The following is a 26,129-nucleotide window of genomic DNA, read 5'->3' on the forward strand; positions in this document are numbered from 1 at the left end:
CCATGTTTAAACGCATGACTTTTTTGTTTCATTTTAAAGTCAGGCAGTTATAAACATTAATAAAGCACGATATATCCAATCACCCCACAACCTCCCTGCTAAATGGCAACAGGGAAAGTTCCATCAATTTCAAATGCTGGCGTGCAAAAGGAATTCCAATGATGGTCATTGCGAAAATAGCGGCAAAAACCAGGTGTACCAATGCGGTATATAAACCACCGCACAAAAGCCAGATGATATTACACAAGAGCGATAAACAGCCTGCTCCGGATTGTTTGGGAACAATTCTTTTACCAAAGGGCCATAACACCACAGTGGCCAGTTTAAAACATTGCACGCCCCAGGGAATACCGATTATTGTAAGGCATAATACAAAACCGCCTAAGACATAACCCAATGCAGCGGCTAATCCGCCAAAAACCAGCCATATAATGTTGCCCAGTAAATTCATGATGATGCAGGTATTACATGTTTTTCTTTATATAAAAAACGATACGCCATAAACGCGCTTACTAACATCAACACAGCTCCCAGGAAAAAAGATGACCCCGGAAAATGGAATGGCGCCGAATCCTGTGTAAAGTAATTAAAAAGATTGTTCATTATCAAGGGACCAAAAAAAGAAGTAACACTTTGTAAACCACCCAGTATTCCCTGCAACCCACCCTGGGCATTAGCAGGCACATGACCGGCAATGGTAGATTGCAATGCCGGGCCTGCAATTCCACCCAAACAATAAGGTACCAAAAAGGCAAACATCATCCAGCTTTGATTGGCAAATGCAAACAGGAACATGCCCAATGAATACAGTAATAATCCAACATATATGCTGCGCTCGTTACCCAGTTTCGGGTTCAATTTACGCATCACTACAGTTTGTACCAACGCAACCAGTACGCCAACAAGCGCCAATGAATAACCGATCGTTGATCCACTCCATTGAAACCGATAGGCAGTAAAATAACTCCAGTTGCTTTGTACCGCATGGGCCGCCAAATACACTATTGTCAAGGATACTACCAGTCCGCCAATAGCAGGATATTTTTTTAATTGCATCAATGAACCAAGCGGATTGGCGCGTTTCCAGTCAAATGCACGGCGATGTTCTTTATCCAGTGATTCCGGTAAAATAAAATATCCATATAACCAGTTCAGCAAACACAAAATGGCTGCTGCATAAAAAGGAGCCCGTAATCCCAGTCTACTCAATGGCCCGCCAATGGCAGGACCGATAATAAAACCCAGTCCGAAGGCAGCGCCTACCATCCCGAAATTCTTTGCCCTGTTTTCGTTGGTACTAATGTCTGCAATGTATGCGTACGCGGTGCTAAAACTTGCGCCTGTTATGCCCGACACCACACGCCCCAGGAATAACCAGGCATAAGTAGGTGCCATTGCCATGAATAAATAATCAATAGCAAAACCAAATAAAGAAAATAACAGCACAGGTCTGCGACCATATTTATCACTCAGGCTGCCCAGTATGGGCCCGCACACAAATTGCATCAACGCGTAAACGCCCACCAGCCAGCTACCATATTTACTTGCTTCGTTTACAGATACATGTTTTAACCCGGAAATTAAATTCGGCATCACCGGTATTATTAATCCCCAGCCAATTACATCAACAAGAACCGTAATAAAAATGAATTTGATAGCAGCAGAGCGAACAGGTTTCATACTAAAAAAGTTGGTGCAAAGTAACAGGCTTTTTTTAACTATGGTAGTATAATTATTTAAGGCACGTAATTAATGGTTGACCTGCAATGGTAATTACCTGCCTTATCACGCATTATAAAAAATTCGATTGAAATGTTGGGCAGGCATCACATTTTTTACAGCATTGGGGAGTTTCAAAGTTATGCAGCTATTTGCCAATACTGTACACAAACTGTTCCATGTAGCCTTCAATTACGCTGAAAAAAGCCGCATTACAGGTAACCATGTATATTGTTAACTTGATTTATGCTAAGAATTTCGCAAGAATATATCCTCAATTGTCTTTTTAACGTTTTTAGTTCGTTAATTTGTGCGCCTTTTTTATACGGAGTCTTTGGTTAAGGTTTTTATTTATGATCCGAACAGCTATTATCACTTATTCAATCGTACCCTGTGGAGTCTTTTAATGATCAATCTAAATCCCTTTGAATGAAAAGCCTGATTCACTACACCCACCCCGTACCATCTACTCAAACTGTAGCAACAGAACCGGTTCCTCTTCATCGACTGGTAGATCAAATAATGGTAGGCCTTTTACCACTTGTTACGGGTAAAAGAAGTTTTATTATTAACGACGTGGATCAAACATTCCATCTTCAGACCGATGAAAATTTGTTGGCCTATGTACTGGGCAATCTGTTAAGCGGTGCAATTAATGGTACTGAAAATGTTTGTATCAGGGTGGAAGCAGTTTGTAACAAGGAAGGGGTGCAGATCCGTGTTCGTAATAACGGCACTTATTTCTACAGTACTGTATCAAACGGTTTTTCGCACGTAGTTCAGGCAGCCCGGCAACTTGGCGGTAATATCAGTTTTTACAATCAGCACAACGAAGGTACCACGCTCACTTTTTACATGGCAGCGCCGGTACAAACCATTTGCTGATTATTAATATTGTAATCCCTAAACCCTATTTAACAAGCTACCACTGTTATAATAAAAAGCCCCGACGGTTTTACCATCGGGGCTTAAATTATTTTAACCTAACAGGATTAATAACGGTTGTTATAGCTGTTGTTACGGCTAAATGAACGTCTTTCTCCACCGCCGCCATTTCCGCCATTGTTGCTGCGCTCTTCACGAGGACGAGCTTCTGCAACTTTGATCTCTCTGCCTTCTACGCGACCACCATCCAATTCAGTGATTGCCTTTCTGGCAGCTTCATCATTTGGCATTTCAACAAATCCAAATCCACGGCTTTTGCCAGTGAATTTATCCGTAATTACACGGGCAGAAGTTACCTCGCCATATTCAGCAAAGAAGCCTTCCAAATCATCATCTGTTACGTTGAAACTTAAATTAGAAACATAAATGTTCATACTACTAACTAAAATTGGTTAAAAATTATTAATGGATCTGAGGTAAAGCAGGGAGTAAAGGAAGACTAACAACTATTAGCAGAAATGCGTAGCGAGATATATCGTTCACTTACCGAATGCTATTATCACTCAAAACTCTATGCAAAGATACTTGATTCGCGTTGAATAACAATGATTCTGATCGTTGTCGGCAAGTTAATTTAGTCTTAACGCAGGGATTATTTGAATAAGCACACCCAAATGAAAATTGCATTAAAATAAAAACATCGCCCACCACCATATGAACAATTACCATATCAGAATGTTCGCCGCTTAACATAATATTCATCCCAACCCGGGAAACTGCTCCTTGTCTTGTGACCTGAATCCTGTATCTTGTATCACAAGTTTTTATAACCCATTACAATAGCTAAAACACCACCTGCTATGTTTTTTAAAAAGAAAATTACGGTTGCCGGTACATTGGTTGCATTGGTAGTATTAGGCATTGCGGCCAGCGCTCCAGCCGATCCTACATTCAAAAACCTGAAGGTGCTGCCCAAAAACACTACCCATGAACAATTGGACAGTGTAATGCATATGTTTAACAGTTCACTGGGCGTAAAATGTGGTTTTTGTCACGCCGCTCAAAAAGACAATCCGAAAAAACTGGATTTTGCCAGCGATGAAAAGGGTGAAAAAAATGTTGCCCGCGATATGATGCGCATGACAGAGCGTATTAACAAAAAGTTCTTCCATTACAAAAAGGACGAAGAGCACCCCGTTCCTCCAGTAGGTTGTTTTAGCTGCCACCATGGTAGCCCACACCCGGAAGCGAATGCACCCAAAGAAGAAAAAAAGGCGCCCCCACCAACGCCCGCTCAACAATCTGCGCCACAACCGGCCAGTAATTAACAACCTTTAATTCCACATTAATACGGACCAAAAGGAATTTAAACCTGTCAGGCGTGGTTATTAGCTTAAATTTTAGCAAGCTTATATCTACCTGACAGGTTTAGTTTTTACGGAAACGTTTCCGTTAGATAACGCCCAACGATTTTCACCGTATTTGTTTGCCTTTATGCATCGGTATTCTTTAACCCGGCAATAATTTGATAATTTTCAATTTTACCATTCGCATGCCGCCTATTTGCAATTTGCCTACTTTTGCACTCTTATCTATTAGCAATGAGTGCACAACAATTTGATTTCGGTATGATTGGCCTCGGTGTTATGGGCAGAAACTTTCTGCTTAACATGGCCGATCACGGTTTTAAAGTTATCGGGTTTGATAAAGACAATCAGAAAACTTCCGCGCTGGAATCAGCCGCTACTGCAGGTACTACTGTTAAAGGAGTAGGCACTTTGCAGGACATGGTGAACCAGCTGGCTGTTCCCCGAAAGATCATGATGCTTGTTCCTGCCGGTAAACCGGTTGATGATGTTATTGAAAGCCTGCTGCCCCTGGTGCAAAAAGGCGATATCATCATCGACGGTGGCAATAGCCACTTTACCGACACCCTGAGACGTGTTACCTACCTGCAGGGTAAAGGCATTCATTTTATGGGTATGGGTGTTTCGGGTGGCGAACAAGGCGCCCGTACCGGCCCCAGCATTATGCCTGGTGGCGATTCGGAAGCATACCCACACGTGCGTCCCATGCTGGAAGCCGTGGCAGCAAAAGTTGATGGCGTTCCCTGCGTAGCCCACCTGGGTAAAGGCGCAGCCGGTCATTATGTTAAAATGGTGCACAATGGTATTGAATATGCCATCATGCAACTGATAAGCGAGGCCTACGATCTGCTGCATCGCGGTGCCGGCCTTTCCAACGACGAATTACACACTGTTTTTGATACCTGGAACAAAGGTGATCTGCGTTCTTTCCTTATTGAAATTACCGCCGACATCTTTTTACAACCCGACGATAAAACGCCCAACCGCCTCGTGGATATGATCCTCGATAAAGCAGGCGCCAAAGGCACAGGTAAATGGACCTCGCAGGACGCTATGGACCTGGGTGTTCCTATTCCTACCATCGATACGGCCGTTGCCATGCGCAACCTCTCGGCACTAAAGGCTGAACGGGTACAGGCATCTGCCTTATATCCCCAACAAACCGGCTTAATTGGTACCCCCAAGGAACAATTCATTCAAGAGGTTCACGACGCCCTGTTGTTTGCTACCATTATATGTTATGCACAAGGGCTGGCACAATTGCACCGCGCCGGTATTGATCTCGATATGCAAATACCCATGCCGCAGGTAGTGAGCGTTTGGCGTGGTGGTTGTATCATTCGCTCTGTATTGTTGCCAACATTTGCTAATGCTTTTAAAGCGAACCCAGAGTTGTCGAATTTGTTATTAGATGCTGAGGTAGCCAAAATTTTGAATGCAAACGCAACCGGTACCCGGGCCGTTGCAGCTATGGCTATACAGCATGGGTTACCAGCCGCAGCCTTATTGAGCAGCCTGAGCTATTTCGATACCTATCGCAGCAAGCAGTTACCTATTAATCTGTTGCAGGCCCAACGCGATTATTTTGGCGCTCATACTTATCAACGTATCGATCAGGAAGGAACCTTCCATACCGAATGGGCGAAGTAATAATTAATATTGAACCTTCAATTTAGAATATGACAGACCATAAAGTTCCGCCAGCTACATTGTTGTTCATCTTTGGTGGCAGTGGCGACTTAAATCAGCGCAAACTATCTCCCGCTTTATATAATTTGTTCATCGATGGCTGGATGCCTGAAAAATTCAACATCATCGGTATTGGCAGAACGCCTTATACCGATGAGAAGTTCAGGAAACACCTGTACGATGGCATTCAACAATTCTCCCGCCGAAAAGATGATAAAAACGGCAAATGGGAAACGTTCTCGAAAAGTATCTCCTATCTGCAAATGGATGCCGGTAATGATGCCGACTACCAGAAAATTGCTGAGATCGTAAAGCAAAAAGAGCAGGAGTACGGCGAACATCCCAACGTTATTTTTTATATGTCGGTAGCCCCGCACCTGGTACCTCAAATTGCCAGCAAACTGGGCCCTTTAAATATTTGCCACGATACCAAATGCACCCGCATTGTAGTGGAAAAACCATTTGGACATGACCTGAAAAGTGCACATGAACTGAATGAGTTGCTGAAGTCGATGTTCGATGAAACGCAGATCTATCGCATTGATCACTACCTGGGTAAAGAAACCGTTCAAAACATTCTGGCCCTGCGTTTTGCCAATGTGATGTTTGAACCCATCTGGAACCGGAATTACATCGATCATATTCAGATCACCGCCGCAGAAACTGTTGGTCTCGAAAACCGGGGTGATTATTACGAACGTTCCGGAGCCCTGCGCGACATGGTGCAGAACCATATTCTGCAATTGTTGTGTATGGTGGCCATGGAAGCGCCCGTTTCATTCGACGCTAATGAGATCCGCAACAAAAAAGTGGATGTACTCAACGCCCTTCGCAAATACACAAAGGAAGATGTACACAAATATGCCGTAAGAGGTCAATACTCCGATGGCTGGATGCAGGGCAAAAAAGTACCCGGCTATCGCAATGAGGATAAAATAAATCCCGCCTCACCTACCGATACTTTTGCTGCGGTAAAATTCTATATCGATAACTGGCGCTGGCAGGATGTTCCTTTTTATGTACGCACCGGTAAACGGCTACATGAAAAGTCAACCGTGATCACCATTCAATTTAAACAGGCGCCCAGTTTCGCATTCCCGCCGGAAGCGGCATTAACCTGGAGGCCCAACAGACTTACCATCAGCATTCAACCGCAAATGGATATCCGCTTACGTTTCCAGGCAAAACGCCCCGGACAAACCGTAGCACTGAACCCGGTTGATATGACCTTTAATTATAAGGAAGCTTATGGCGATAATGATCCCGAAGCATATGAAACCCTGTTGCTGGATGTAATGGAGGGCAATGCCACCCTGTTCATGCGCAGCGACCAGGTAGAGGCTGCCTGGAAAGTAGTTATGCCCATACAGGAAGCATGGGAAAGCAGGCCACCGGTTGATTTTCCAAACTATGCACCCGATAGCTGGGGACCCGAGGATGCAGAAGCGCTCATCGCCCGTGATGGCCGCAACTGGATCACTTTACCCCAGGCCCACCAGGGTGTGCAGGCAGGAGTTTAAATACTGTTACAGGTTACAGGTGGCAGGTTTCAAGGAATTTTGAGAACTGCCCCTGTATCCTGAAACTTGAAACCTGTCACTGAAACTTATTATCGCATAGAAATACAAAAGCTCCCATGCTCCACATTTACAAAACACCTGATGAGGTTAGCCACGCTCTCGCTGAATGGATCACTACCAACATAGAAACTACCCTGCAGCAACAGGATCGGTTTACGTGGGTGGTAACAGGCGGTAATTCGCCCAAACAGCTGTACGAGTTACTGGCGGCTGCGCCTTACCGGGAACGTATTGACTGGAGCAAAATGCATATTTTCTGGGGCGATGAACGTGCAGTACCTTTTGCCGATAACCGCAACAATGCAAAAATGACCTTTGAGCATTTGCTCGACAAAGTGCCCGTTGTGCGTGAACAGGTGTATATTATGGACACGACCCTCTCACCTGAAGAATCGGCCAAAGCCTATGAAGCCATCCTGCACAAATACTTTGGCAACGACGGCCCGTCATTCGACCTGGTTTTAAATGGTATGGGTGATGATGGCCATACCCTCTCGCTTTTTCCACACACCCCTGTTATACATGAACAAAAAGCCTGGGTAACCTCTTTTTATCTCGATGCCCAGCAAATGTACCGGATCACCCTAACGGCCCCCATCGTAAACCGGGCCCGCAAAGTGGCCTTTCTCACCTTCGGCGCCAATAAAGCCAACGCCTTATTTGAAGTTTTAAAAGGAGCTCCCAATATTGACCAGTATCCTTCCCAGATCATTCAACCAGCCAGTGGCCAATTACACTGGTTTGTGGATGAAGCTGCTGCCAGCAAAGTTCAAGCCTAACATTTAAGTATATATATTTTACTGATTTTCAACATCTCAGGAATTAGGATTTTATTTCACTGAATTGGATAAATTTTTGCCTTCCTACATAGGGGAAAAGGCAAAAGTCCGGTTTTTAGTGTAGTCATTGAGATGTTAATACCCAGTCGAAAAGCACCAGCCAATTGCCCAAACGAAAACTTGCACGTACCATTCATGCAAGTTGCCTTTGCATTTGTAAGGCAAGCTCCACCCTGTAATCATCTCTCTTTCTTTCTAAATTCCTGGAACTCAAGCTGCAACCTGATTATTTACCATCAAAAAACAATGACGGCATGACCAAACTCGTATCTATCATTGTTCCGGTACATAATGAAAGGGAAAATGTAGGCGTAATGGCAAAGGCCATCAAACGCACGTTTGCCGACCTGCCCTACCGCTATAATCTGCTGTTTGTTGACGATGGCAGCAGTGACCTGACTTTACATGAAGTAAAAAAACTGGCTCTTCAGGACGATCACGTCCGTTATATCTCCTTCTCCCGCAATTTTGGTCACCAGGCCGCCATAAAGGCCGGTTTAGACAAAGCCGATGGAGATTGCATAATTACCATGGATGGTGATATGCAACACCCGCCCAGCCTGATACCCACCCTGCTGGAAAAATGGGAAGAAGGCTACGACGTAGTTTATACCGTTCGAAAAGAAGATAAAAAGCTGCCCTTTTTAAAAAGAGTTACCTCCAATCTCTTTTACAGGGTATTAAACTGGCTGAGTGATATCAAAATTGAAAAAGGCACTGCCGATTTCCGGTTAATGAACCGCAATGTGGTTGATGTATTGCGTGGCCTGGCTGAATTTGAACCATTTTTCAGAGGCCTCGTAAAATGGGCCGGGTTCAAACAGGTTCCGGTTGAATATGAGCCGAACGAGCGTAAATCAGGCGCTTCGAAGTATACATCCAAAAAAATGATACGGTTTGCCTTACAGGGCATAACCTCCTTCAGTATCAGACCATTATACGCAGCAACTTATATTGGCTTCACATTTGCAGCCTTATCGACCTTATATATACCTTATGCCTTGTACAGTTACTATTTTGGCTACACCATCTCAGGTTGGAGCTCATTGATTGTAACTGTTGTATTTTTTGGCGGCCTACAGCTGATGATACTTGGGATCATTGGCATTTACCTGGGCAAGCTATTTATGCAAAACAAACACCGACCTGTTTACATTGTAAAAGAATCAAACATACATGAGCCGTCAGCGATACATATTGATGAGTTTTGATGTAGAAGAGTTTGATATGCCATTGGAGTATAATCAACACCTTTCCATTGAAGAACAAATGGAAACAGGCTTCAAGGGCTTGCAAGCTACTATGGCCATTATAAATGGCGCCGATACTTCCTGTACTTTTTTTACAACAGCTAATTTTGCCTCCTGGTATCCCGATAGCATTCGCCTGATTTCGCGAAAGCATGAAATAGCATCCCATACTTTTTTTCATTCCCGGTATAAAACCGAAGACCTGCTGCAAAGCCGGCTTGAACTGGAAGATATTACCAATCAACCCGTTTATGGGTTAAGAATGCCACGGTTGAAAAAAGTACCTATGGCTGATGTGATAGCCGCGGGGTACAGCTACGATTCTTCTGTAAACCCTACCTGGATACCAGGCCGGTATAATGATCTTCACCTGCCGCGTACCACCTACCTCGATCAAAATATGCTGCGTATACCGGCATCTGTGAGTCCGCGCCTGCGCATACCTCTGTTCTGGCTTGCCTTTAAAAATATGCCCTATAGCCTGTTTAAAAGCCTGGCCATAAAAGCCCTGAACAAAGATGGATACCTGTGTTTGTATTTTCATCCCTGGGAGTTTACGGACATCTGGGAATTTGAAATACCAGGTTATGCCAAAAGATGGTCGGGCGAAAAAATGCAACAACGCTTATACCGCCTCATTAAAGACCTAAAACTGGAGGGCGATTTTACCACCATGTGGGACATGCTTTCAACAACCAGGTCGTTACAACCACGGCAAATAAATCAGCCCACGGTTGATTTGCAAAAAACCGCTCAGACGGCACCTTTGGCGAAATAAAGCAATCAGACATTTACTTAAACAGGGCCGCTACCATTTCATTGGTTAGCGTCCTATTTCCTTTTGTCCAGAAAGGATTAGGCTCCGGAAACTCATTCCGGCAGTACCCGCCATGATTTTTAAAATCAAAGATGGCATGACAATAGTTATTGATCACCAGGGCGCAACATTGCCAGTCTTTCGACCATATAATTCTGATAATACCCTTTCGCTGCTCCGCCGGCACCTCCTCGATGTTGTAAATATGCAGCGCATCCAGGATCAGCTGTTTTCCTTCCCCATCAAGTGCATATGCATAAAAATACCCGGTATCAGTGTCGTCCTCAAATGCAACTGCAAACTTGTTTATATCGTTAACACAATCAATAAAGATTGCCTCACCAGCCGTATAGGCCTGCTCTCTAAGTAAGTATCCGTTCATGTGCGCACGTTATTTAGCATCTACAGAATCATACACGATCACCTTGCTCCATAAGTGCGAATAGTCTTCAACAAATTTCAGGTGAATAGGATCTACCTGGTAGCTTGCCTGGTCGGTACCATTTTCAAACAGACAAAACCACGAAAACACGTAACCCCGCTCAATTACGTCGCGGTTGGTATCGGCGGGTTGACCAATATGAAAGTTTTTGATGGTTTTTACTGCAGACAGCTTGTGCAAGCCTTCCAATAATTTAGCGCGATCTTCCTTGCTATCGGCATTCTTTAACCAGAAATAAACGTGGTGGATGAATTTGTTCTCGATCATACGGGGATCTCCATTTTCCGCTAAGGTAACCAATCCACCGGCAAACATCGCTTTTCCGGTATTACTAATAAACTCGCGTCGTGTAGACATTTTGTTAGGTTTTAGTAAAGCTATGAAATGACCTGTAGCCAGTATAAGTTTTTAGTTAATTAATTCTGATATTCTAATAGAATATTATATTTTTGACCATACCTGGACTAACGCCCATGAAACCCTTTAATACTGTTATCTGCCTGATTGTATGCTGTTACATTAACAGCGTTACTGCTCAAAATCTTACTTATTACAATTCCCCTGTAGACGACGCCAATAAAACCAAAGAATGGATCGATGCTACCGATAAACGGTATAAAAGCGACGTGTCGGCCCTACAGGGAAAAAATAAAAAGTACTTCGAGGATATCTTCAAAAGCCGTTATGAGAACATCAAAAAGATGTACGATCGAAAGGAGCTTATAACGGAAGCTGGCGCCAACGGTTATTTGCAGTCCTTACTACATGAGGTAATAAAATCAAACCAGGCCATTGGTTCCATGGAAACCCGGATAGCCTTTTCAAGGGCTTGGTGGCCCAATGCAAGCAGCCTGGGCGAAGGTACCATCATTTTCAATATTGGCCTGTTTTATAAGTTACAAAATGAAAGCCAGGCAGCGTTTGTATTGTGCCACGAGCTGGCGCACTTGTATTTAAACCACAGCAACAACGCTATTAACAACTATGTAAATACGGTATATTCCGACGAGTTTCAGAAAGAGCTTAAAAAGATCAATCAAAGCCAGTATCAAAAGAATCAACAACTCGACAATCTTACAAAATCAATAACCTTTAACAGCCGCCAGCATAGCCGCGAACATGAAGCTCAGGCTGATAGCATGGCCGTTGAATGGCTGAAAAATACTCCGTTCGATGTACGTGAGTCACTAACCTGTCTGGCATTATTGGATAGCATCGACGTTGAAAAGTACAATGTAGCACCTGCTTTAAACCGGGTATTTAATTTTCAGGAATACCCCTTTCAGGCAAAATGGATGCAGGAAGAAAAATCCCTATTCAGCACCATGGCCGCCAGCAGTGAACAGGAAAGCCAAAAAGAAAGAGACTCCTTAAAAACGCACCCCGATTGCAGCAAACGCATCAGCCTGCTTAAAAGCAAAGTGGAGCAATATTACAAACCCGATAGCCGGGCATTTGTGGTGAATGAAAAAGAATTCAAACAACTGCAGCATGATTTCGATTATGAGATCATTGATTACCTGTACCGGTCAGACGATGTTTCGCGCAGCCTGCACTTTACCCTGCAGATGTTGCAGACACAGCCTGCCAACCCTTATTTGATCACCAATACCGGCCGGTGCATCAATAAATTATTTACTGCACAAAAGAACCATACGCTTGGCAAAGTAGTAGATATGCCTTCCCCTTATGGAGATAAGAATTATAATGACTTACTGGAATTTATACAACGCGTGCGTTTGACCGACCTGGGCGCCTTCAGTTATTATTATTTACTGCACAATCAAAACACGCTCATGTCGAATGAAGATTTTCTGGCAGCATTAATTGAAAGTAAGGCCAATTTCAACAAGCCTGATGAAAAACAGGCACTGATCGATATGTACAAAAAACAATTCCCTTCAGGAAAATATCATTTTTAACTCGTTTCCAAAACCTTTAAACATCATTTACTAATAATCATGAAAAAACAAGCTACCCTGGCGATGCTGATCGCCTTGCTGTTACTGCAGCAAATCAGTTTTGCCCAGTCAAAACTAAGTATCGATAACATTAAATCGGTATACCTGCGTAACTCGGGCCCCATTATCGAGGCAGAAGAAATAAAAGGATATTTTCTGTTTTATCAATCAGACAAGATCGATAAAAACACCAATGAATATACCCTGCAGATCCTGGATGAAAATGTGAATAAGGTGAAAAGCATCAAATTCACCGACTCCAAGTACATTCAGCTCATAGAATCAACGTACAACGGTTCCGACATCATGTTCATGTTCTATGACTCCGATCAAAAACTGCTCGATTACCGCACGTATGGTGTTGATGGCAAACAAAAAAACAGCTATCAACAACCAATCGATAAAAAGTCAAAAGCTTACATCGAACAGGTACTTGCCGCCAATACAGAAGAAACCCAGAACAAAAGCATCTTTGGCATTGGCAACAGAGGGTTTATTACCACAACACCCCTGCGTGAAGGAAGGCAATATACTTATGAAGTGCACTTTTATCAAACAGATAAAAAGAGCCAATGGACATACAATCCTGAAGATCCGGAGAAAATAGCCAGTCCGCAATTCCTGGGATATACCGATAGTGTGGTAGTGTTTCAGGTAATGAAAAGGGCCAAATTAATGTCGAATAAAAACGAGGCCTGGCTGTTGGGCATCTACTTGCACAACGGTAAAAAAGCCTTTGAATTCGAAACCAATATTGAAAAATTCAATTTCTTTCCCATGAACGTTGCCTCTTTGCGCAACACAGACAACTTTATGCTCATGGGACCATATTTCGATAAAGAAGACAATGTACTAAAAGATAAAAGCAAAGGCCTGGGTGTATGGATCCTGAATAACCAGGGAAAGATCACCAATGCCAAATACAACAGTTGGGATGGCGACATCAGCAAACATTTAAAGATCGACTCCCGCGGCCGGGTAGATGACCTGGGTTATATCTTCTTTCATAGAATTCTGCAAACAAACGATGGTAAGATCTTTGCCATTGGCGAAGGTTATAAAAGAGTAGCCGATGCCGTGGGTATCGGAATTACTGCATTAAGTGCCATGGCGGGCGGTTACAGCAGCTCCAACAGCACCACCAAAATAAAGATAACCGATATGGTTATGATGCAGTTCGACAATAAATTCGACGTGGTAAACGCACAGATCTATGACAAAAACAGCAACAGCATGAATTTGATGGGTGGCGATTTTATGAGTGCACAGTTATTGGCTTACCAGATCAAATATGTGTACAACGGCTTTGACTATGCTTTTTCACAAACCGATAAAGCGCACAGTACATTTGTGGTAGGGTACACTGACTATGTACGCTCCAAAGACTATAAAGGGTTAACCTTTAATTCCATCAGTTACTATAACAACAACATCACTACCGATAAGATCAACCTTAAAACCTCTTCAAGCAGCATGCGTATTTTACCAGCCAAAACCGGCTCGGTAATGATCCTGGAATACTTTAAAAAGGATAAGCGCCTCGATATGCATATTGAGAAGGTGAACTAATTAGGTTCTTACCAGGATTACAAAGGGGTTGTCAAAATATTGACAGCCCCTTTGCTTTTAAACTTTATGAAGCAGGAGCTAAGAAATCGCGAGCTTCGTACTTCCTGTTTCTTACATCCTACCTCGTTATCGTATTTGCGGAAACTCAATTCCAGTGATCTTTCTATAAACATCAACGGCAAACAGGTCAGTCATACCGGCAATAAAATCAACCACCGACTGCATATCGTTGTACAGCCTGTCGCGCTCGCCGGTAATTACAAACTGTTGTGAGATCAATTGCAACAGTTTTTTAGATTTGGTCGATTTAGGGCTGATCACCGCGGCAAAGAATTCTTTCAGCAGTCCGCCAATTACATTGTAACCAGCAATTTCAATTTCCACCACCGACCGGTGGTTATAGATATGCTCGATGGAAAATTCGTCGATGGTTTTTATCAACTGTAATTCCGATTCAGGCAGGTAATCGATCAATGACTTCTGTAAGGTGCCCTGCAACAACTCTTCTTCTTTTTCCATAAACACATTGGTAACCCGGTTAATGAGCAGGTTAATGAGTTTGGCGCGCAGGAACTGCACGCGCTGGTTGTTGTCGTTTATATCGTTAAATACCTGTGCCACGCGCTCCCGGGCATCGTACCCGGTTTCGTTATCAAAAAACTGCAGGAACAGTTCTTTAATGGTATCTATGGAAATGATGTTCAGCCGGTGCGCATCTTCAAAATCAATGATGCGGTAACAGATATCATCGGCTGCTTCAACCAGGTACACAAATGGATGACGGGCAAAAATGTTTTTTGACTCATGCAGACGGGGAATGCCCAGTTCTTTGGCAATATGTTTATAGGTTTCTATTTCGGAATCGAAGAAACCTGATTTTTTTGTTACCAGCTGTTCTTTATTAAACCCACTCAGTGAATCGGATGGATATTTTACAATGGAAGCCAGTGTTGCATAAGTTAACCGGAAACCGCCTGCCGATTTTTCATTAAAACTGTGCGTAAGGGTGCGGAAGGCGTTGGCGTTCCCCTCAAAAAAAAGAAAATCTCGTTGCTGGTTCTCACTGAGCAATTCCGAAAACTGCGCCTTTTCCGTTCCCGTCAGGTCCCGGAAAAAGGTGCGGATAGCTTCTTCACCCGAATGCCCAAACGGCGGATTGCCGATATCATGCGCCAGGCAACCGGCAGCAATTACCGAAGGCAATTCATATTTATAGAACTCGTGGAAGTAATCGTTTTCCAGTGGATATTTCTGCGCAAGGGCATCTCCCACGGCTTTACCCAGCGACCGGCCTACCGATGCCACCTCCAGGCTATGCGTTAAGCGGTTATGTACAAACACGCCGGGCCCGGGTAACGGGAATACCTGGGTTTTATTTTGCAGCCGTCTGAAGGCGCTTGAAAATATCAGGCGATCGTAATCCCGTACAAAAGAAGTACGTACTGCATCCGTATACGCAGTTTTGTTTTCAGAGCCACTCCGTTTGCTGCTAGTAAGTTGTTGCCAGTTCATGGCGACAAAAATAACCGAAAAACGGCGAGGGTTTAAAATCCATGTTGTCTTTCGCAAAACCTTGTGGCTTAATGTGTATTTAGGGCTGCCAAACCCTGATAGCACCGGGGCAAACCCTTAGACTGGCTACAAAACCCAATTGATTTTTGCCAAAAGTTATAATAATTGCAAGACAGATATTATTTTCAAACTGAATTTCGTGCTACAAAATCAAACCCTATGCGTATCATACCCTTTGTAAACAGCTTGCTGATCGTTTGTTTTCTGGCTGTTATAGCTTCCATGACCATTATGCTCACCAGAACTGGTTATAACGATAGAGTTTCGCATTCCTGTTTTATACTTCATGCCGCTGCTGGTTTTTTATTGCTGGCCCGTGCAGCCTTTAAACAGGATGAAGGCGGAGAAGGGGAAGAAGTGTTATAAAAAAACCCTTCTACCCGCTAAGGCAAAAGGGTTGTATTTACCGTCCAGATAAATAAGTTTACAGTGGATACCTGCTATCGGCAATCAGCTTCGCAGCTATGCGGCGTTTGGCTTCTTTGCTATTGAAGGGTTCTACTTTTGTAAAGCGTTTTAATCCCAATAACATCATCCGCTGTTCGTCGCCGTCTGCAAACGCATTAATGGCATCCTTGCCATGTTTGTTAATAAGATCGGCGGCATCGTATAAATAAGTTCTTGTTATATCCAGTTCAAAGGCAGCTGCGGCTTCGCCTTTGCGATCAGCCAGCTTCATGGCGCGTAACAGGGCGCTTTCGGCGGCAAAGGTTGCTATTGCCATATCGGCAATGTGCATTAGTATTTCCTGCTCCTGCTCGATCTTCATCATCAGCTTTTGCACAGCAGCGCCTGCAGTTAACAGAATGGCCTTTTTAAAATTGGTGATCAGCTTTTTCTCTTTGGCAAATACTTCTTCGTCGCCGTTGCCAAAGTCGGGTATGCTCATCAATTCCTTTTGTACGTTCATAGCGCCCGTCATCAGGTCTAACCGGCCCTTCATGGCACGTTTCAATACCATATCAACCGTTAACAGGCGATTGATCTCATTGGTGCCTTCATAAATGCGGTTGATGCGGCTGTCGCGGTAAGCTTTTGAAATAACATATTCATCGCTGTAACCATTACCACCATGGATCTGTACGCCTTCATCCACTACAAAATCGAGTGTTTCACTGCCAAATACTTTTAAAATGGCGCATTCGATGGCATATTCTTCGGCACCTCCCAGAACTGATTCGCTGAATGATTTGCCGGCGGCCAGTAGTTCATGCTCTTTGTCGTCGATCCATTTGGCAGTGCGGTACAAAGCACTTTCGGCTACCCACATGGTAATGGCCATTTCTGCCAGCTTATTTTTGATAGCGCCGAATGTAGCGATCGGGGTTTTAAACTGTTCGCGCGTATTGGCGTATTGAATACTGGTGGTAGTGGCCCGTTTGGCACCGCCCAGCGCAGCTGCACACAATTTCAACCTGCCTATGTTCAAAATATTAAAGGCTATAATGTGTCCTTTCCCGATTTCGCCCAGCAGATTTTCAACCGGTACTTTACAGTCCTGGAAGTACAACTGCACGGTTGAAGATCCCTTGATACCCATTTTATGTTCTTCGGCTCCCTGGGTAAACCCTTCAAAACCTCTTTCCACAATAAAGGCTGAAAATTTATCGCCGTCTATTTTGGCAAACACGGTGTATACATCTGCAAAACCACCATTGGTGATCCAGCACTTCTGGCCATTTAAAAGGTAATGTTTTCCATCGGCGCTTAATGTAGCCGTTGTTTTGGCACCTAATGCGTCGCTGCCGCTATTGGGCTCTGTGAGGCCATAAGCGCCCTTCCATTCGCCTGTAGCCAGCTTGGGGATATATTTCTCTTTTTGTTTATCGGTCCCGAAATAGAGGATTGGCAGGGTGCCTATGCCCATGTGGGCCGATACGGCGACGGAGAATGAAAAACCGCCGCCTAAACCTTCACCTACCAGGTTGGAGGTGATAAAATCTTTACCCAACCCACCATACTGTTCGGGAATGGAAGCGCCCAGTAACCCCTGTTCGCCAGCTTTGGTCACTAATGAAGGCATAAGACCCGGTTCCAGTTTATCAATGCGGTCGAGGATTGGTAATACCTCGGCATCGAGAAACGAAGCGCACATGTCTTTTACCATTTGCTGTTCTTCTGAAAAATCTTCAGGGATGAAGGTATCAAAAGGGGAGCTTTCCTTTATAAGCCATTCACCGCCTTTGAGTATGTTTTGTTGTGTGGTGGAGCTCATACGACTAATGTTTATTGTTGGGTAAATGATATTACAATCGTTATTTAAAGTGAAACCGCCTCAACCAGCCAGATTATCATATACTATCTGCAAAACCTCCCGGCACACATCTATGCGATCCGGAGATACTCCCTCCAGCGCTTCCAGCAAAGTTTCATTGGCCAGTTCCATGGTTTGGTCCTGCAGCTTTTGCGCACGCCCCGTTAAATAAATCAGGTTCATTCTGCGATCCGATTCCGATGAAACCCTTTTTACCAGTTGCAATTTCTCCAGGTTATCTACTAACCGCGTAATACTGGGTTTATCGCGGTACGAAGCATTGCACAATTCCTGCTGACTGATGCCATCCTGTTTCCATAAATGGTACAGCACACTCCATTGCTCAATGGTTAAATTAAGATTCGCTGAATTGAACTTTTTCTGCAGCCGACGGGCAATAGCCGTCGATGCCTTTCCAGTGATAAAACTGTATAATTCGCCTCTCTTGAATTGGTTGTTTGCCATATAGTTGTTTATACAACTATCCAAATCTAGCATTTTCCCTCCATTTCAACAACTTTTTGTACCGCAAATATTTGTTAGCGGCGGATTTTATATCCTTTTTGCACAACCGAATGGCAAAAACACGGAGTGCCGCTTAATACTTATATTGTAGGCGAATTAGCAACATGGAAACTGCTGTCCTTTCATACCGGTCTTCGCAAGTGCAGTATTGCAGGTTTGGAACCGGGCAAAAGCTGATCCTTTGTTTTCATGGCTATGGCGAATCATCCGCGTCGTTTCAATTTTTGGGGAAATACATTGGTGCCGACTATACACTCATTGCCATCGATCTTCCTTTTCATGGCAAAACGCAATGGAACGAGGGCCTGCAGTTTTCTGTTGCCGACCTGGTAGCCATTACTGAAACCCTGCATAAAAAATATTGTGATGGTACCCAACGCATCACCTTACTGGGTTATAGCATGGGTGGAAGGGTGGCATTACAATTATTGCAATCGTTATCTATCCAAATTGAAAGAACAGTGTTGCTGGCACCTGATGGATTGAAGGTGAATTTCTGGTACTGGCTGGCCACCCAAACTTATATTGGTAACCACCTGTTCGAATATACCATGAACCATCCCGGCTGGTTCTTTTCCCTGTTACAGGCTGGCAATAAGTTAAAGCTGATCAACCAGAGTGTTTTTAAATTTACCCGCTATTATATTAATGATACTGCTGTACGCAGGTTGTTGTACGAACGCTGGACCTGTATGCGCGCAATAAAACCCAACCTTGCATCTATAAAAAAGCTAATTCGTACGCACTCACTTCCGGTTCGTTTGTTATATGGCCAATACGATCGCATAATCAGGCCCGAACGGGGAGAAAAATTTCGCAGGGGTATTGAATCTTTCTGTACGTTGCATATTATTCAGACAGGCCACCAGGTATTACAGGAAAAACAAGTGAATGAGATAATACAATTAATAGAATCCTAAAAATTTTTCCAAATCCAATTGAATGATGGCACTTTTCTTTTTCCTGTTCTTTCTGTTTATGGTGGTTTATGCGGTGCTGATAAATTATTATCACAGTGCCTGGAGCCAGTTGCCGGAATTTGTACTCCCCGAAAAGCAGCCCTCCGTCTTCATCTCTGTTATTATCGCTGCCCGTAATGAAGAACAACACATTCCTACCCTGTTACAGTCGTTGCATGACCAGCAATACCCGAAACACCTGTATGAAGTAATTATCATCGACGATCATTCAACCGATAATACAGCTATGCTTTTACAGGACCTGCATTTTGACGGACTGCAGTTAAAAGCATTGGCATTAAAAGATTATGTGGAGGAAAGAAGTGCTATAGGTTCTTATAAAAAGAAGGCCATTGAAACCGGCATCAATGCCGCCGCCGGACAACTGATTGTAACTACCGATGCCGATTGCCGGTTCAACCCACATTGGTTGCAGTCAATAGCCGCCTGTTATGAGGCCAACAACGCAAAATTCATTGCCGCACCCGTTACGTTTTATAATCAATCGACTTTACTATCCGTTTTTCAAACCCTCGACTTTCTAACCCTGCAAGGCATTACTGCCGCATCGGTGTACAAACGGTTCCATTCCATGTGCAATGGCGCCAATCTGGCTTATGAAAAGTCGGCGTTTTATGAAGTAGGTGGATTTAACAATATCGACAACATTGCTTCGGGCGATGACATGTTGTTAATGCATAAAATATTTAAACAATACCCCAGCAAGGTATTTTATCTGAAGAACCGATGGGCCATTGTAACCACCGAACCGGCACACAACTGGAAACAGTTCTTTCACCAGCGTATTCGCTGGGCAAGCAAAGCCGACAGTTATGACGACAAACGCATTTTTTGGGTATTGTTATTGGTGTACCTGCTGAATGTTTGCTTTCTGGCTGGCGCTATTGCCTCATTCTGGAATGCCACCTGGCTGCTGATGGTGCTTTTATTATTGCTGGCTAAAGTGTTAATAGAGTTCCCATTTGTAAATTCGGTGGCCATCTTTTTTGGCCAGCAAAAGTTAATGAAGTACTTTCCTTTTCTGCAACCCCTGCATATTGGCTACACCATCACCGCAGGCTGGTTGGGTAAATTTGGGCATTATGAGTGGAAGGGAAGACGCATTAAAAAGTAACGGTATACTATTTTCTGCAAACTGGTGTTAAACTATATTTTGTTTAAATTGAAAGCTGTTACAAGGTACAGGTTACAGGTTTCATGACCTTGTAGCCCGCAACCTGTAACCTGAAACTGAATAATATGACTACTGCCACCACAAGAACAACCTGGCGGCGACTTAAAAAAAATAAAGGGGCACTGATTGGTATTGCCATCATTGCGTTGGCCATACTGGTGGCTGTATTTGCGTATTTAATAGCACCGGATGGTTCGCCCAATGCCAATAGAATGGTGGTGGAAATAGGGGGGCAGCGGCCCGGTTATTCCCAGTTATTTCTTCAATTACCCCGGGCAAGAAAAGTAAGATCTGCGGGTTTCTTCAACCGGCTTTTTGCAGGTGATGAGGATAAATATCAATACATCCCCATTACCAATTATCAACAACAAGGCGATAGTTTAATTATTCAGAAATACATCGATGAAGGCCTCACTGAAAGAGTTGCCCTGCCCATTTCCCAAACCCGTTGGCAGGAAGGAGCTGCCAAAGGCGACTTTAAAGTAGTTACAAAAAAATTTCACCTGGGAACCGATAAATACGGCCGCGATATCCTGAGCAGATTATTAGTAGGTGTTCGGGTAAGCCTGGGTGTAGGACTGGTCACTGTATTGATATCATTAAGTATCGGTGTAATGTTGGGCGCAATGGCAGGTTACTTCAGGGGCCGTACCGATGATATAATTATGTGGTTCATCAATGTGATCTGGAGCATACCCACTTTATTACTTGTTTTTGCCATTACCCTGGTATTGGGCAAAGGTTTCTGGCAGGTATTTATAGCAATAGGATTGACTATGTGGGTAAGCGTAGCCCGTATTATTCGCGGGCAGGTATTAAGCGTGCGGGAGCTGGAATATGTGGAGGCAGCCAAAGCATTGGGCTATTCGCATACCCGGATAGTTTTACGCCATGTACTGCCCAATGTTATGGGACCGGTGATGGTAGTGGCTGCTTCGAATTTTGCTTCGGCCATAGTAATTGAGGCGGGGTTAAGCTTTTTAGGGGTGGGCGTTCAACCGCCGCAACCAAGCTGGGGATTGATGATCAAAGAAAACTACAACTTTATAATTACGCACAATCCAATGCTGGCGCTGGCGCCAGGTTTTGCCATTATGTTACTGGTGTTGGCGTTTAATATGCTGGGCAATGGTTTACGAGATGCACTTCAGGTAAAGGAATAAAAAAAACTGCCCCGGCTTTTGCCAGGGCAGGTAGTAATAATTTATAATTCAGGTTATTTAGCGGTGTATCTATAGCTACCAGACCAGGTGTTGGTATTACAGGTTGCAGAAGTAACAGTAACTGTAACCATGCAAGAAACACCCGGCGGTGTTTGGGTGATGGTAAAGAGATTTGATGACAATGCCTTCTCACGGGTTTCTGTAAAGTATACGGAACCGTTATTTTCAGTTTTGGCACTAACAATTACGGTAGCGCCTGTAGCAGGCAGAGGTTCAATATTCACAACCAGGGGAAAATCTGTTCCGGGGGCTGGTGGGTCAACAGTGTTGACGGCAGGATTTGTTGTTGCTTTTATAGCCTGTTCGCCGCAACCGCCTTCGTTGCCTTCTTTTTTCTTTTTACAACTAACTGTTACGGCAAGCACAAACAGTACGGCCAACCCAAGGATAATTTTTTTCATAATAGGTATAGATAATTTTTTTTGAAATATACTTGCTTACAACGCAAAAAAGCTGCCGTTTTACATATTTTACTATGAAAACATTGCTATTGTGAAAAAACCTGAACGTTCCGGCTGAAACTTTCTTCCAGCGAAATAAACGTTTCGGTGCGTTCAATCCCCTTTATCTTCTGTAACTCATCGTGTAACACAAACCGTAATTGATTAATATCTTTACATACTATTTCAGCAAACATGCTGTAATTACCGGTTGTATAGTTCAACCGTACAATTTCGGGGATGCGCTGCAGTTCTTTGGCTACGGAATCGTACAGGGAGCTTTTCTCAAGATATATACCAATAAACGCTATTACATCATACCCCAGCGCTTTAAGGTCCACATTTAATTTTGTACCTTTGACGATACCCGCTTCCTGTAGCTTTTTTATACGTACGTGAATAGTACCTCCGGACACGAAAAGCTTCTTACCCAGATCTGCATAGGAAATTTCTGCATTGTCCATCATCTCGTGGATTATCTGCAGGTCAAGTTTATCCAAATTCAATTTAGCCGCCATTTTTGCAATCGTTTTTTTACAAAATTCAAGCAATGATGCAAATATTTATATATTGTCGAAACTTTCCAAATTTCTCTTGAATAATTTACAACGATAGGGGCAATTTCTTTAATTTTGTGTTGTAATAGTTCTTTAAACAAAGAAAATATACTGTGGGGTGATGGAACTTTGGCAGACATGCCCTCTCGTCTCGAGGGTGGGGATCCAGGAAAAATTGCGCTTTCGGGCGTGGCTAACAACCCCGTGGAGGTTCGAATCCTCCTCCTACAGCTGGTTTATTTGACACGTTTTTATCTTGTGGAGTGATGAAATTTGGCAGACATGCCCTCTTGTCTCGGGGGTGGGGGTTCGGGATAAACGTGGTGTAATGCCGATCAAGCAATTGGTCGACTGGGGTTGACCACCACAGATTTGCACCATGGCTAACTGCCCCGTGGAGGTTCGAATCCTCCCTCTACAGCTTCCAATGCCGTCTTTATATTGACTATCAGTATAATGACGGCATTTTTGTTTTTAGCCTATTTTTGCCGCTTCATGGGCCAAAAAAAATTACAACGCTTCGCAGAAGTACTCACATTTCCCAATGTGCTGCAATACCCGGACAATATGCCCGGTACCTGGAAAAACTTTTTCCATAACGAAAATCCCATTACACTCGAACTCGCATGCGGCAAGGGTGAATACGCCCTGGGACTGGGCAGGTTATTCCCTGAACGCAATTTCCTGGGAGTTGATGTAAAAGGCAATCGCATTTGGGTAGGCGCCAAAAAAGCCCTTAAGGAGAACCTGACCAATGTAGGCTTCCTGCGCACACAGATCGATCGGATTGGCACTTATTTCGAACCGGGTGAAGTATCGGAAATCTGGTTAACGTTCCCCGATCCGCAATTAAGGACGTCAAAAGCCCGTAAACGGCTTACTCACCCCAAATTCCTGCGGCTGTATCAACAAATCATGCGCCCGGGTGGTTATATTCACCTGAAAACCGATTCGCCAAGCTTATACCGGTTCACTAAATGGGTGATCGATCTCTACGATCTTCCCGTTATAGAGGACATCGACGACGTATACGCCGGTGAAGTAAGCGATGTGCTGAAGATAAAAACACATTACGAAGGGCTGGACATTGCGCAAAGCAGCAAAGTGCATTATTTACAATTCATGCTGCCGGCCACTCCTTTACCTGACAAGGAAAGTGCTTTAAAAATTTTATTGCTTGAAGAAGAATCTGACAGAAGGAGTTGATTTTTATTATAATGAACAGGGGTATATGGTGCTTACGGCGCAATACCACCTGGAGAGAGGACGTTGCTGTGGAAACGGATGCCGGCACTGTCCGTTTGATTATGTAAATGTTCCGGAGCCACGGAAGAGCCAGCTGATCAATCAACATAAACAAGATGGCACCACGCAAAAAAACCAATAACGCCGCCAGGGAAAAACTGGCTACGGTAAATCCCTCGGGCAAAAAACAGGAAACATTTTTTGAACTGGTGTTTGAAGTAGCCCGCCAGATCCCCAAGGGACGCGTAACTTCTTATGGCGCTATTGCCAGTTGTCTCGGCACCAAACTATCGGCAAGAATGGTTGGCTGGGCTATGCACGCGGCACATGGTGCCAAACCTAAAATACCAGCCCATCGCGTAGTAAACCGCAACGGTATGTTAACCGGTAAACATCATTTTAACCCGCCTTCCAAAATGGCTGACCTATTGAAGAAAGAAGGTATCAAGGTTAAAAATGATACCGTTGTTGATTTCAAGACACTGTTTTGGGACCCATCAACGGAATTAATATAACTACCCTAACTCCACCATAGCCTTAATCACCCCTGTCTCCGGTTTCAACCAGCTCGCAAACTCATCTTTCACGTTATCAAACGCTACCCGGTGAGTAATATAAGTGGCAGGATTAACCAGTTTCTTTTTCATGCTTTGCATTACCAGGTCAAAATCTTCCCTGGTAGCATTGCGACTGCTCATTAAAGTAGCTTCGCGCTTATGAAACTCAGGATGGGAAAAACAGATCTCATTCTTCTGCAAACCAACCAGCACATAACGGGCGCCATGTGCCATATACTGAAAGGCATTATTGATTGCCTTTAAACTTCCGGTAGCATCGATCACTACGGTAGGCATATCGTTATTGGTGATCTCCTGCAGGCGTTTCATTACATCTTCTGTAGCCGCATTAATGGTATGGGCTACCTGTAATTTTTCACGGCAGAATTGTAAACGCTGCTCATTAATATCCATGGCAATAACGTGACCACCGGCTATACGGGCAAATTCCATAATACCCAATCCAATAGGACCGGCACCAATTACCAGTACATATTCTCCGGGTTGAACACCTGCACGGCGTACACCATGTGCACCAATTGCCAGCGGTTCTACCAATGCGAGCTCATCGAAACTCATACCATCGCCATGCAGTAATGAACTGGATGGAACCACTAAATATTCACGCATACCACCATCCACATGCACTCCACATACCTGAATGCTGGTACAGCAATTAGGTTTGCCACTGCGGCATGCGATACATTTACCACAATTGAAATAGGGTATAATGGTTACGGGTTCGCCGGCTTTAAAACCTGGCGCATCACCCGATACATATTCAGCAGCCAGCTCATGACCTAAAATACGCGGGTAATTAAAAAAAGGCTGGGTGCCTTCATAGGCATGCAGATCGGTTCCACAAATACCTATTCTTTTTATTTTAAGTAACGATTGGTTCTCTTTAACTTCCGGTTGTTGTCCCTGCTGGTATTCCAGTTGTCCCGGTGTAATGCACACTAATTGCTTCATATGTAAAATGTCTTTATAGTCCTACTTTTGAGCTGCACCGCCTTCCAAACGCGCTACTTCCTGCGGAGTTAAATTCAACAACACAATAATATTCGCTTTGCGTGGGGAGAAAACAAACAGGCACGATAAATGAAACACACCCAAAGCAAAAAACGCATAATTGTGGGTAAGAATATATCCTATGGTCGCCAATAAACCCGGCCCCTCGATCATTGCCCACCACAAGATACAGGCAGTACGATATAAGTCCATCCTTTGCTCACCCGGTCCTGTACTATTGCGGGCTACGATCATCTTTTTCTTGAAGAGATTAAAGCCTGCTATTAAACCAGTACCAGATACCAGGATGCAAACGACCTGAAAAATGCGTTCAAAATCTTCACCGGAAGCGGGAACAATGTTCTGCTGCACCAGTACAATGCCTACAATGTTGAATATGACCATACCAATCAATAAAGCGGTATGCAATATTCTCAATACCTTAAATGCGTTGGGTTGTTGCATGGGAAGCA

At 43.8% G+C, this 26,129-nt stretch carries 28 protein-coding genes; 16 read left to right on the top strand and 12 right to left on the bottom strand.

Going from position 1 to position 26,129, the window contains the following annotated elements:
* Window positions 1–79: 79 nt before the first annotated feature.
* Both BMX95_RS02820 and BMX95_RS02825 read right to left on the bottom strand, forming a co-directional pair.
* Complete coding sequence (locus tag BMX95_RS02820; RefSeq protein WP_081198937.1) at window positions 80–451, bottom strand: YccF domain-containing protein; 372 nt, start codon at window positions 449–451, stop codon at window positions 80–82.
* A complete protein-coding gene (locus BMX95_RS02825) occupies window positions 448–1,680 on the bottom strand; it encodes a TCR/Tet family MFS transporter (protein ID WP_081198936.1) in 1,233 nt (410 codons plus the stop codon). Before BMX95_RS02825 ends, BMX95_RS02820 begins: the two co-directional genes overlap by 4 nt.
* Window positions 1,681–2,148: 468 nt before the next feature.
* On the opposite strand from BMX95_RS02825, the gene BMX95_RS02830 reads away from it, so the two are divergent.
* Window positions 2,149–2,604 (top strand): sensor histidine kinase, encoded by a 456-nt coding sequence (locus tag BMX95_RS02830; protein WP_081198935.1) that lies wholly within the window; start codon window positions 2,149–2,151, stop codon window positions 2,602–2,604.
* Window positions 2,605–2,711: 107 nt separating this feature from the next.
* Here BMX95_RS02830 and BMX95_RS02835 read toward each other — a convergent pair whose 3' ends face one another.
* Window positions 2,712–3,038 carry an RNA recognition motif domain-containing protein gene (locus BMX95_RS02835; protein WP_081198934.1) on the bottom strand — a complete coding sequence of 109 codons (327 nt, stop codon included), beginning with the start codon at window positions 3,036–3,038 and terminating at the stop codon, window positions 2,712–2,714.
* Window positions 3,039–3,464: 426 nt separating this feature from the next.
* Between BMX95_RS02835 and BMX95_RS02840 the strand changes: the two genes are divergently transcribed.
* The 6 genes from BMX95_RS02840 (at window position 3,465) to BMX95_RS02865 (ending at window position 10,107) form a co-directional block, all read left to right on the top strand.
* On the top strand, window positions 3,465–3,932 hold the full coding sequence (locus tag BMX95_RS02840) for a c-type cytochrome (protein WP_081198933.1): 468 nt from the start codon (window positions 3,465–3,467) through the stop codon (window positions 3,930–3,932).
* Window positions 3,933–4,205: 273 nt separating this feature from the next.
* Window positions 4,206–5,621: an NADP-dependent phosphogluconate dehydrogenase gene (gene gndA / locus BMX95_RS02845; protein ID WP_081198932.1), complete on the top strand. Its 1,416-nt coding sequence runs from the start codon at window positions 4,206–4,208 to the stop codon at window positions 5,619–5,621.
* A 29-nt stretch (window positions 5,622–5,650) separates the two neighbouring features.
* The gene (gene zwf / locus BMX95_RS02850; RefSeq protein ID WP_081198931.1) at window positions 5,651–7,180 is read left to right on the top strand and encodes a glucose-6-phosphate dehydrogenase; all 1,530 of its coding nucleotides are present in this window, start codon (window positions 5,651–5,653) and stop codon (window positions 7,178–7,180) included.
* A gap of 116 nt (window positions 7,181–7,296) precedes the next feature.
* Window positions 7,297–8,019: a 6-phosphogluconolactonase gene (gene pgl / locus BMX95_RS02855; RefSeq protein WP_081198930.1), complete on the top strand. Its 723-nt coding sequence runs from the start codon at window positions 7,297–7,299 to the stop codon at window positions 8,017–8,019.
* 314 nt (window positions 8,020–8,333) lie between these two features.
* Window positions 8,334–9,290 (top strand): glycosyltransferase family 2 protein, encoded by a 957-nt coding sequence (locus BMX95_RS02860; protein WP_081198929.1) that lies wholly within the window; start codon window positions 8,334–8,336, stop codon window positions 9,288–9,290.
* Window positions 9,256–10,107 (top strand): polysaccharide deacetylase family protein, encoded by an 852-nt coding sequence (locus BMX95_RS02865; protein WP_081198928.1) that lies wholly within the window; start codon window positions 9,256–9,258, stop codon window positions 10,105–10,107. The genes BMX95_RS02860 and BMX95_RS02865 overlap by 35 nt, the downstream gene beginning before the upstream one ends.
* A gap of 13 nt (window positions 10,108–10,120) precedes the next feature.
* On the opposite strand, the gene BMX95_RS02870 is transcribed toward BMX95_RS02865, so the two are convergent.
* On the bottom strand, window positions 10,121–10,528 hold the full coding sequence (locus BMX95_RS02870; RefSeq protein ID WP_081198927.1) for a DUF2251 domain-containing protein: 408 nt from the start codon (window positions 10,526–10,528) through the stop codon (window positions 10,121–10,123).
* Window positions 10,529–10,537: 9 nt separating this feature from the next.
* Window positions 10,538–10,945 carry a Dabb family protein gene (locus tag BMX95_RS02875; protein ID WP_081198926.1) on the bottom strand — a complete coding sequence of 136 codons (408 nt, stop codon included), beginning with the start codon at window positions 10,943–10,945 and terminating at the stop codon, window positions 10,538–10,540.
* Window positions 10,946–11,061: 116 nt separating this feature from the next.
* Between BMX95_RS02875 and BMX95_RS02880 the strand changes: the two genes are divergently transcribed.
* Together BMX95_RS02880 and BMX95_RS02885 are read left to right on the top strand one after the other, a co-directional pair.
* On the top strand, window positions 11,062–12,510 hold the full coding sequence (locus BMX95_RS02880; RefSeq protein ID WP_081198925.1) for a M48 family metalloprotease: 1,449 nt from the start codon (window positions 11,062–11,064) through the stop codon (window positions 12,508–12,510).
* A 39-nt stretch (window positions 12,511–12,549) separates the two neighbouring features.
* Window positions 12,550–14,118 carry a DUF6770 family protein gene (locus BMX95_RS02885; RefSeq protein WP_081198924.1) on the top strand — a complete coding sequence of 523 codons (1,569 nt, stop codon included), beginning with the start codon at window positions 12,550–12,552 and terminating at the stop codon, window positions 14,116–14,118.
* 126 nt (window positions 14,119–14,244) lie between these two features.
* Here the strand turns inward: BMX95_RS02885 and BMX95_RS02890 are convergent, their stop codons facing one another.
* On the bottom strand, window positions 14,245–15,630 hold the full coding sequence (locus BMX95_RS02890) for a deoxyguanosinetriphosphate triphosphohydrolase (protein WP_081198923.1): 1,386 nt from the start codon (window positions 15,628–15,630) through the stop codon (window positions 14,245–14,247).
* A 219-nt stretch (window positions 15,631–15,849) separates the two neighbouring features.
* Between BMX95_RS02890 and BMX95_RS02895 the strand changes: the two genes are divergently transcribed.
* Window positions 15,850–16,056 (top strand): hypothetical protein, encoded by a 207-nt coding sequence (locus BMX95_RS02895; RefSeq protein WP_081198922.1) that lies wholly within the window; start codon window positions 15,850–15,852, stop codon window positions 16,054–16,056.
* A gap of 58 nt (window positions 16,057–16,114) precedes the next feature.
* Here the strand turns inward: BMX95_RS02895 and BMX95_RS02900 are convergent, their stop codons facing one another.
* Both BMX95_RS02900 and BMX95_RS02905 read right to left on the bottom strand, forming a co-directional pair.
* Window positions 16,115–17,905, bottom strand: a complete 1,791-nt coding sequence (locus BMX95_RS02900; RefSeq protein WP_081198921.1) for an acyl-CoA dehydrogenase family protein — start codon at window positions 17,903–17,905, stop codon at window positions 16,115–16,117.
* A 60-nt stretch (window positions 17,906–17,965) separates the two neighbouring features.
* A complete protein-coding gene (locus tag BMX95_RS02905) occupies window positions 17,966–18,409 on the bottom strand; it encodes a MarR family winged helix-turn-helix transcriptional regulator (protein ID WP_081198920.1) in 444 nt (147 codons plus the stop codon).
* A 164-nt stretch (window positions 18,410–18,573) separates the two neighbouring features.
* Between BMX95_RS02905 and BMX95_RS02910 the strand changes: the two genes are divergently transcribed.
* The 3 genes from BMX95_RS02910 (at window position 18,574) to BMX95_RS02920 (ending at window position 21,786) form a co-directional block, all read left to right on the top strand.
* Window positions 18,574–19,389 (top strand): alpha/beta fold hydrolase, encoded by an 816-nt coding sequence (locus BMX95_RS02910; protein ID WP_081198919.1) that lies wholly within the window; start codon window positions 18,574–18,576, stop codon window positions 19,387–19,389.
* 22 nt (window positions 19,390–19,411) lie between these two features.
* Window positions 19,412–20,563 (top strand): glycosyltransferase, encoded by a 1,152-nt coding sequence (locus BMX95_RS02915; RefSeq protein WP_081198918.1) that lies wholly within the window; start codon window positions 19,412–19,414, stop codon window positions 20,561–20,563.
* A gap of 125 nt (window positions 20,564–20,688) precedes the next feature.
* On the top strand, window positions 20,689–21,786 hold the full coding sequence (locus BMX95_RS02920) for an ABC transporter permease (protein ID WP_081198917.1): 1,098 nt from the start codon (window positions 20,689–20,691) through the stop codon (window positions 21,784–21,786).
* Window positions 21,787–21,839: 53 nt separating this feature from the next.
* Here the strand turns inward: BMX95_RS02920 and BMX95_RS02925 are convergent, their stop codons facing one another.
* Both BMX95_RS02925 and BMX95_RS02930 read right to left on the bottom strand, forming a co-directional pair.
* Window positions 21,840–22,247 (bottom strand): hypothetical protein, encoded by a 408-nt coding sequence (locus BMX95_RS02925; protein ID WP_081198916.1) that lies wholly within the window; start codon window positions 22,245–22,247, stop codon window positions 21,840–21,842.
* 86 nt (window positions 22,248–22,333) lie between these two features.
* Window positions 22,334–22,804 (bottom strand): Lrp/AsnC ligand binding domain-containing protein, encoded by a 471-nt coding sequence (locus BMX95_RS02930; protein WP_081198915.1) that lies wholly within the window; start codon window positions 22,802–22,804, stop codon window positions 22,334–22,336.
* 534 nt (window positions 22,805–23,338) lie between these two features.
* On the opposite strand from BMX95_RS02930, the gene trmB reads away from it, so the two are divergent.
* From trmB to BMX95_RS02945, 3 genes are read left to right on the top strand one after another with little or no spacing between them, the layout of a single operon-like run.
* The gene (trmB, locus tag BMX95_RS02935) at window positions 23,339–24,049 is read left to right on the top strand and encodes a tRNA (guanosine(46)-N7)-methyltransferase TrmB (RefSeq protein ID WP_081199870.1); all 711 of its coding nucleotides are present in this window, start codon (window positions 23,339–23,341) and stop codon (window positions 24,047–24,049) included.
* The gene (locus BMX95_RS02940) at window positions 24,021–24,230 is read left to right on the top strand and encodes a C1orf53 family protein (RefSeq protein ID WP_081198914.1); all 210 of its coding nucleotides are present in this window, start codon (window positions 24,021–24,023) and stop codon (window positions 24,228–24,230) included. The genes trmB and BMX95_RS02940 overlap by 29 nt, the downstream gene beginning before the upstream one ends.
* On the top strand, window positions 24,205–24,603 hold the full coding sequence (locus tag BMX95_RS02945; RefSeq protein WP_081198913.1) for an MGMT family protein: 399 nt from the start codon (window positions 24,205–24,207) through the stop codon (window positions 24,601–24,603). Before BMX95_RS02940 ends, BMX95_RS02945 begins: the two co-directional genes overlap by 26 nt.
* Here BMX95_RS02945 and BMX95_RS02950 read toward each other — a convergent pair whose 3' ends face one another.
* Window positions 24,604–25,617, bottom strand: a complete 1,014-nt coding sequence (locus BMX95_RS02950) for a zinc-binding alcohol dehydrogenase family protein (RefSeq protein WP_081198912.1) — start codon at window positions 25,615–25,617, stop codon at window positions 24,604–24,606.
* Between the two features lie 21 nt (window positions 25,618–25,638).
* The gene (locus BMX95_RS02955) at window positions 25,639–26,121 is read right to left on the bottom strand and encodes a hypothetical protein (protein WP_081198911.1); all 483 of its coding nucleotides are present in this window, start codon (window positions 26,119–26,121) and stop codon (window positions 25,639–25,641) included.
* Window positions 26,122–26,129 lie beyond the last annotated feature (8 nt).

Origin of the sequence: Niastella yeongjuensis, assembly GCF_900110245.1 — a bacterium.
GTDB lineage: Bacteria > Bacteroidota > Bacteroidia > Chitinophagales > Chitinophagaceae > Niastella > Niastella yeongjuensis.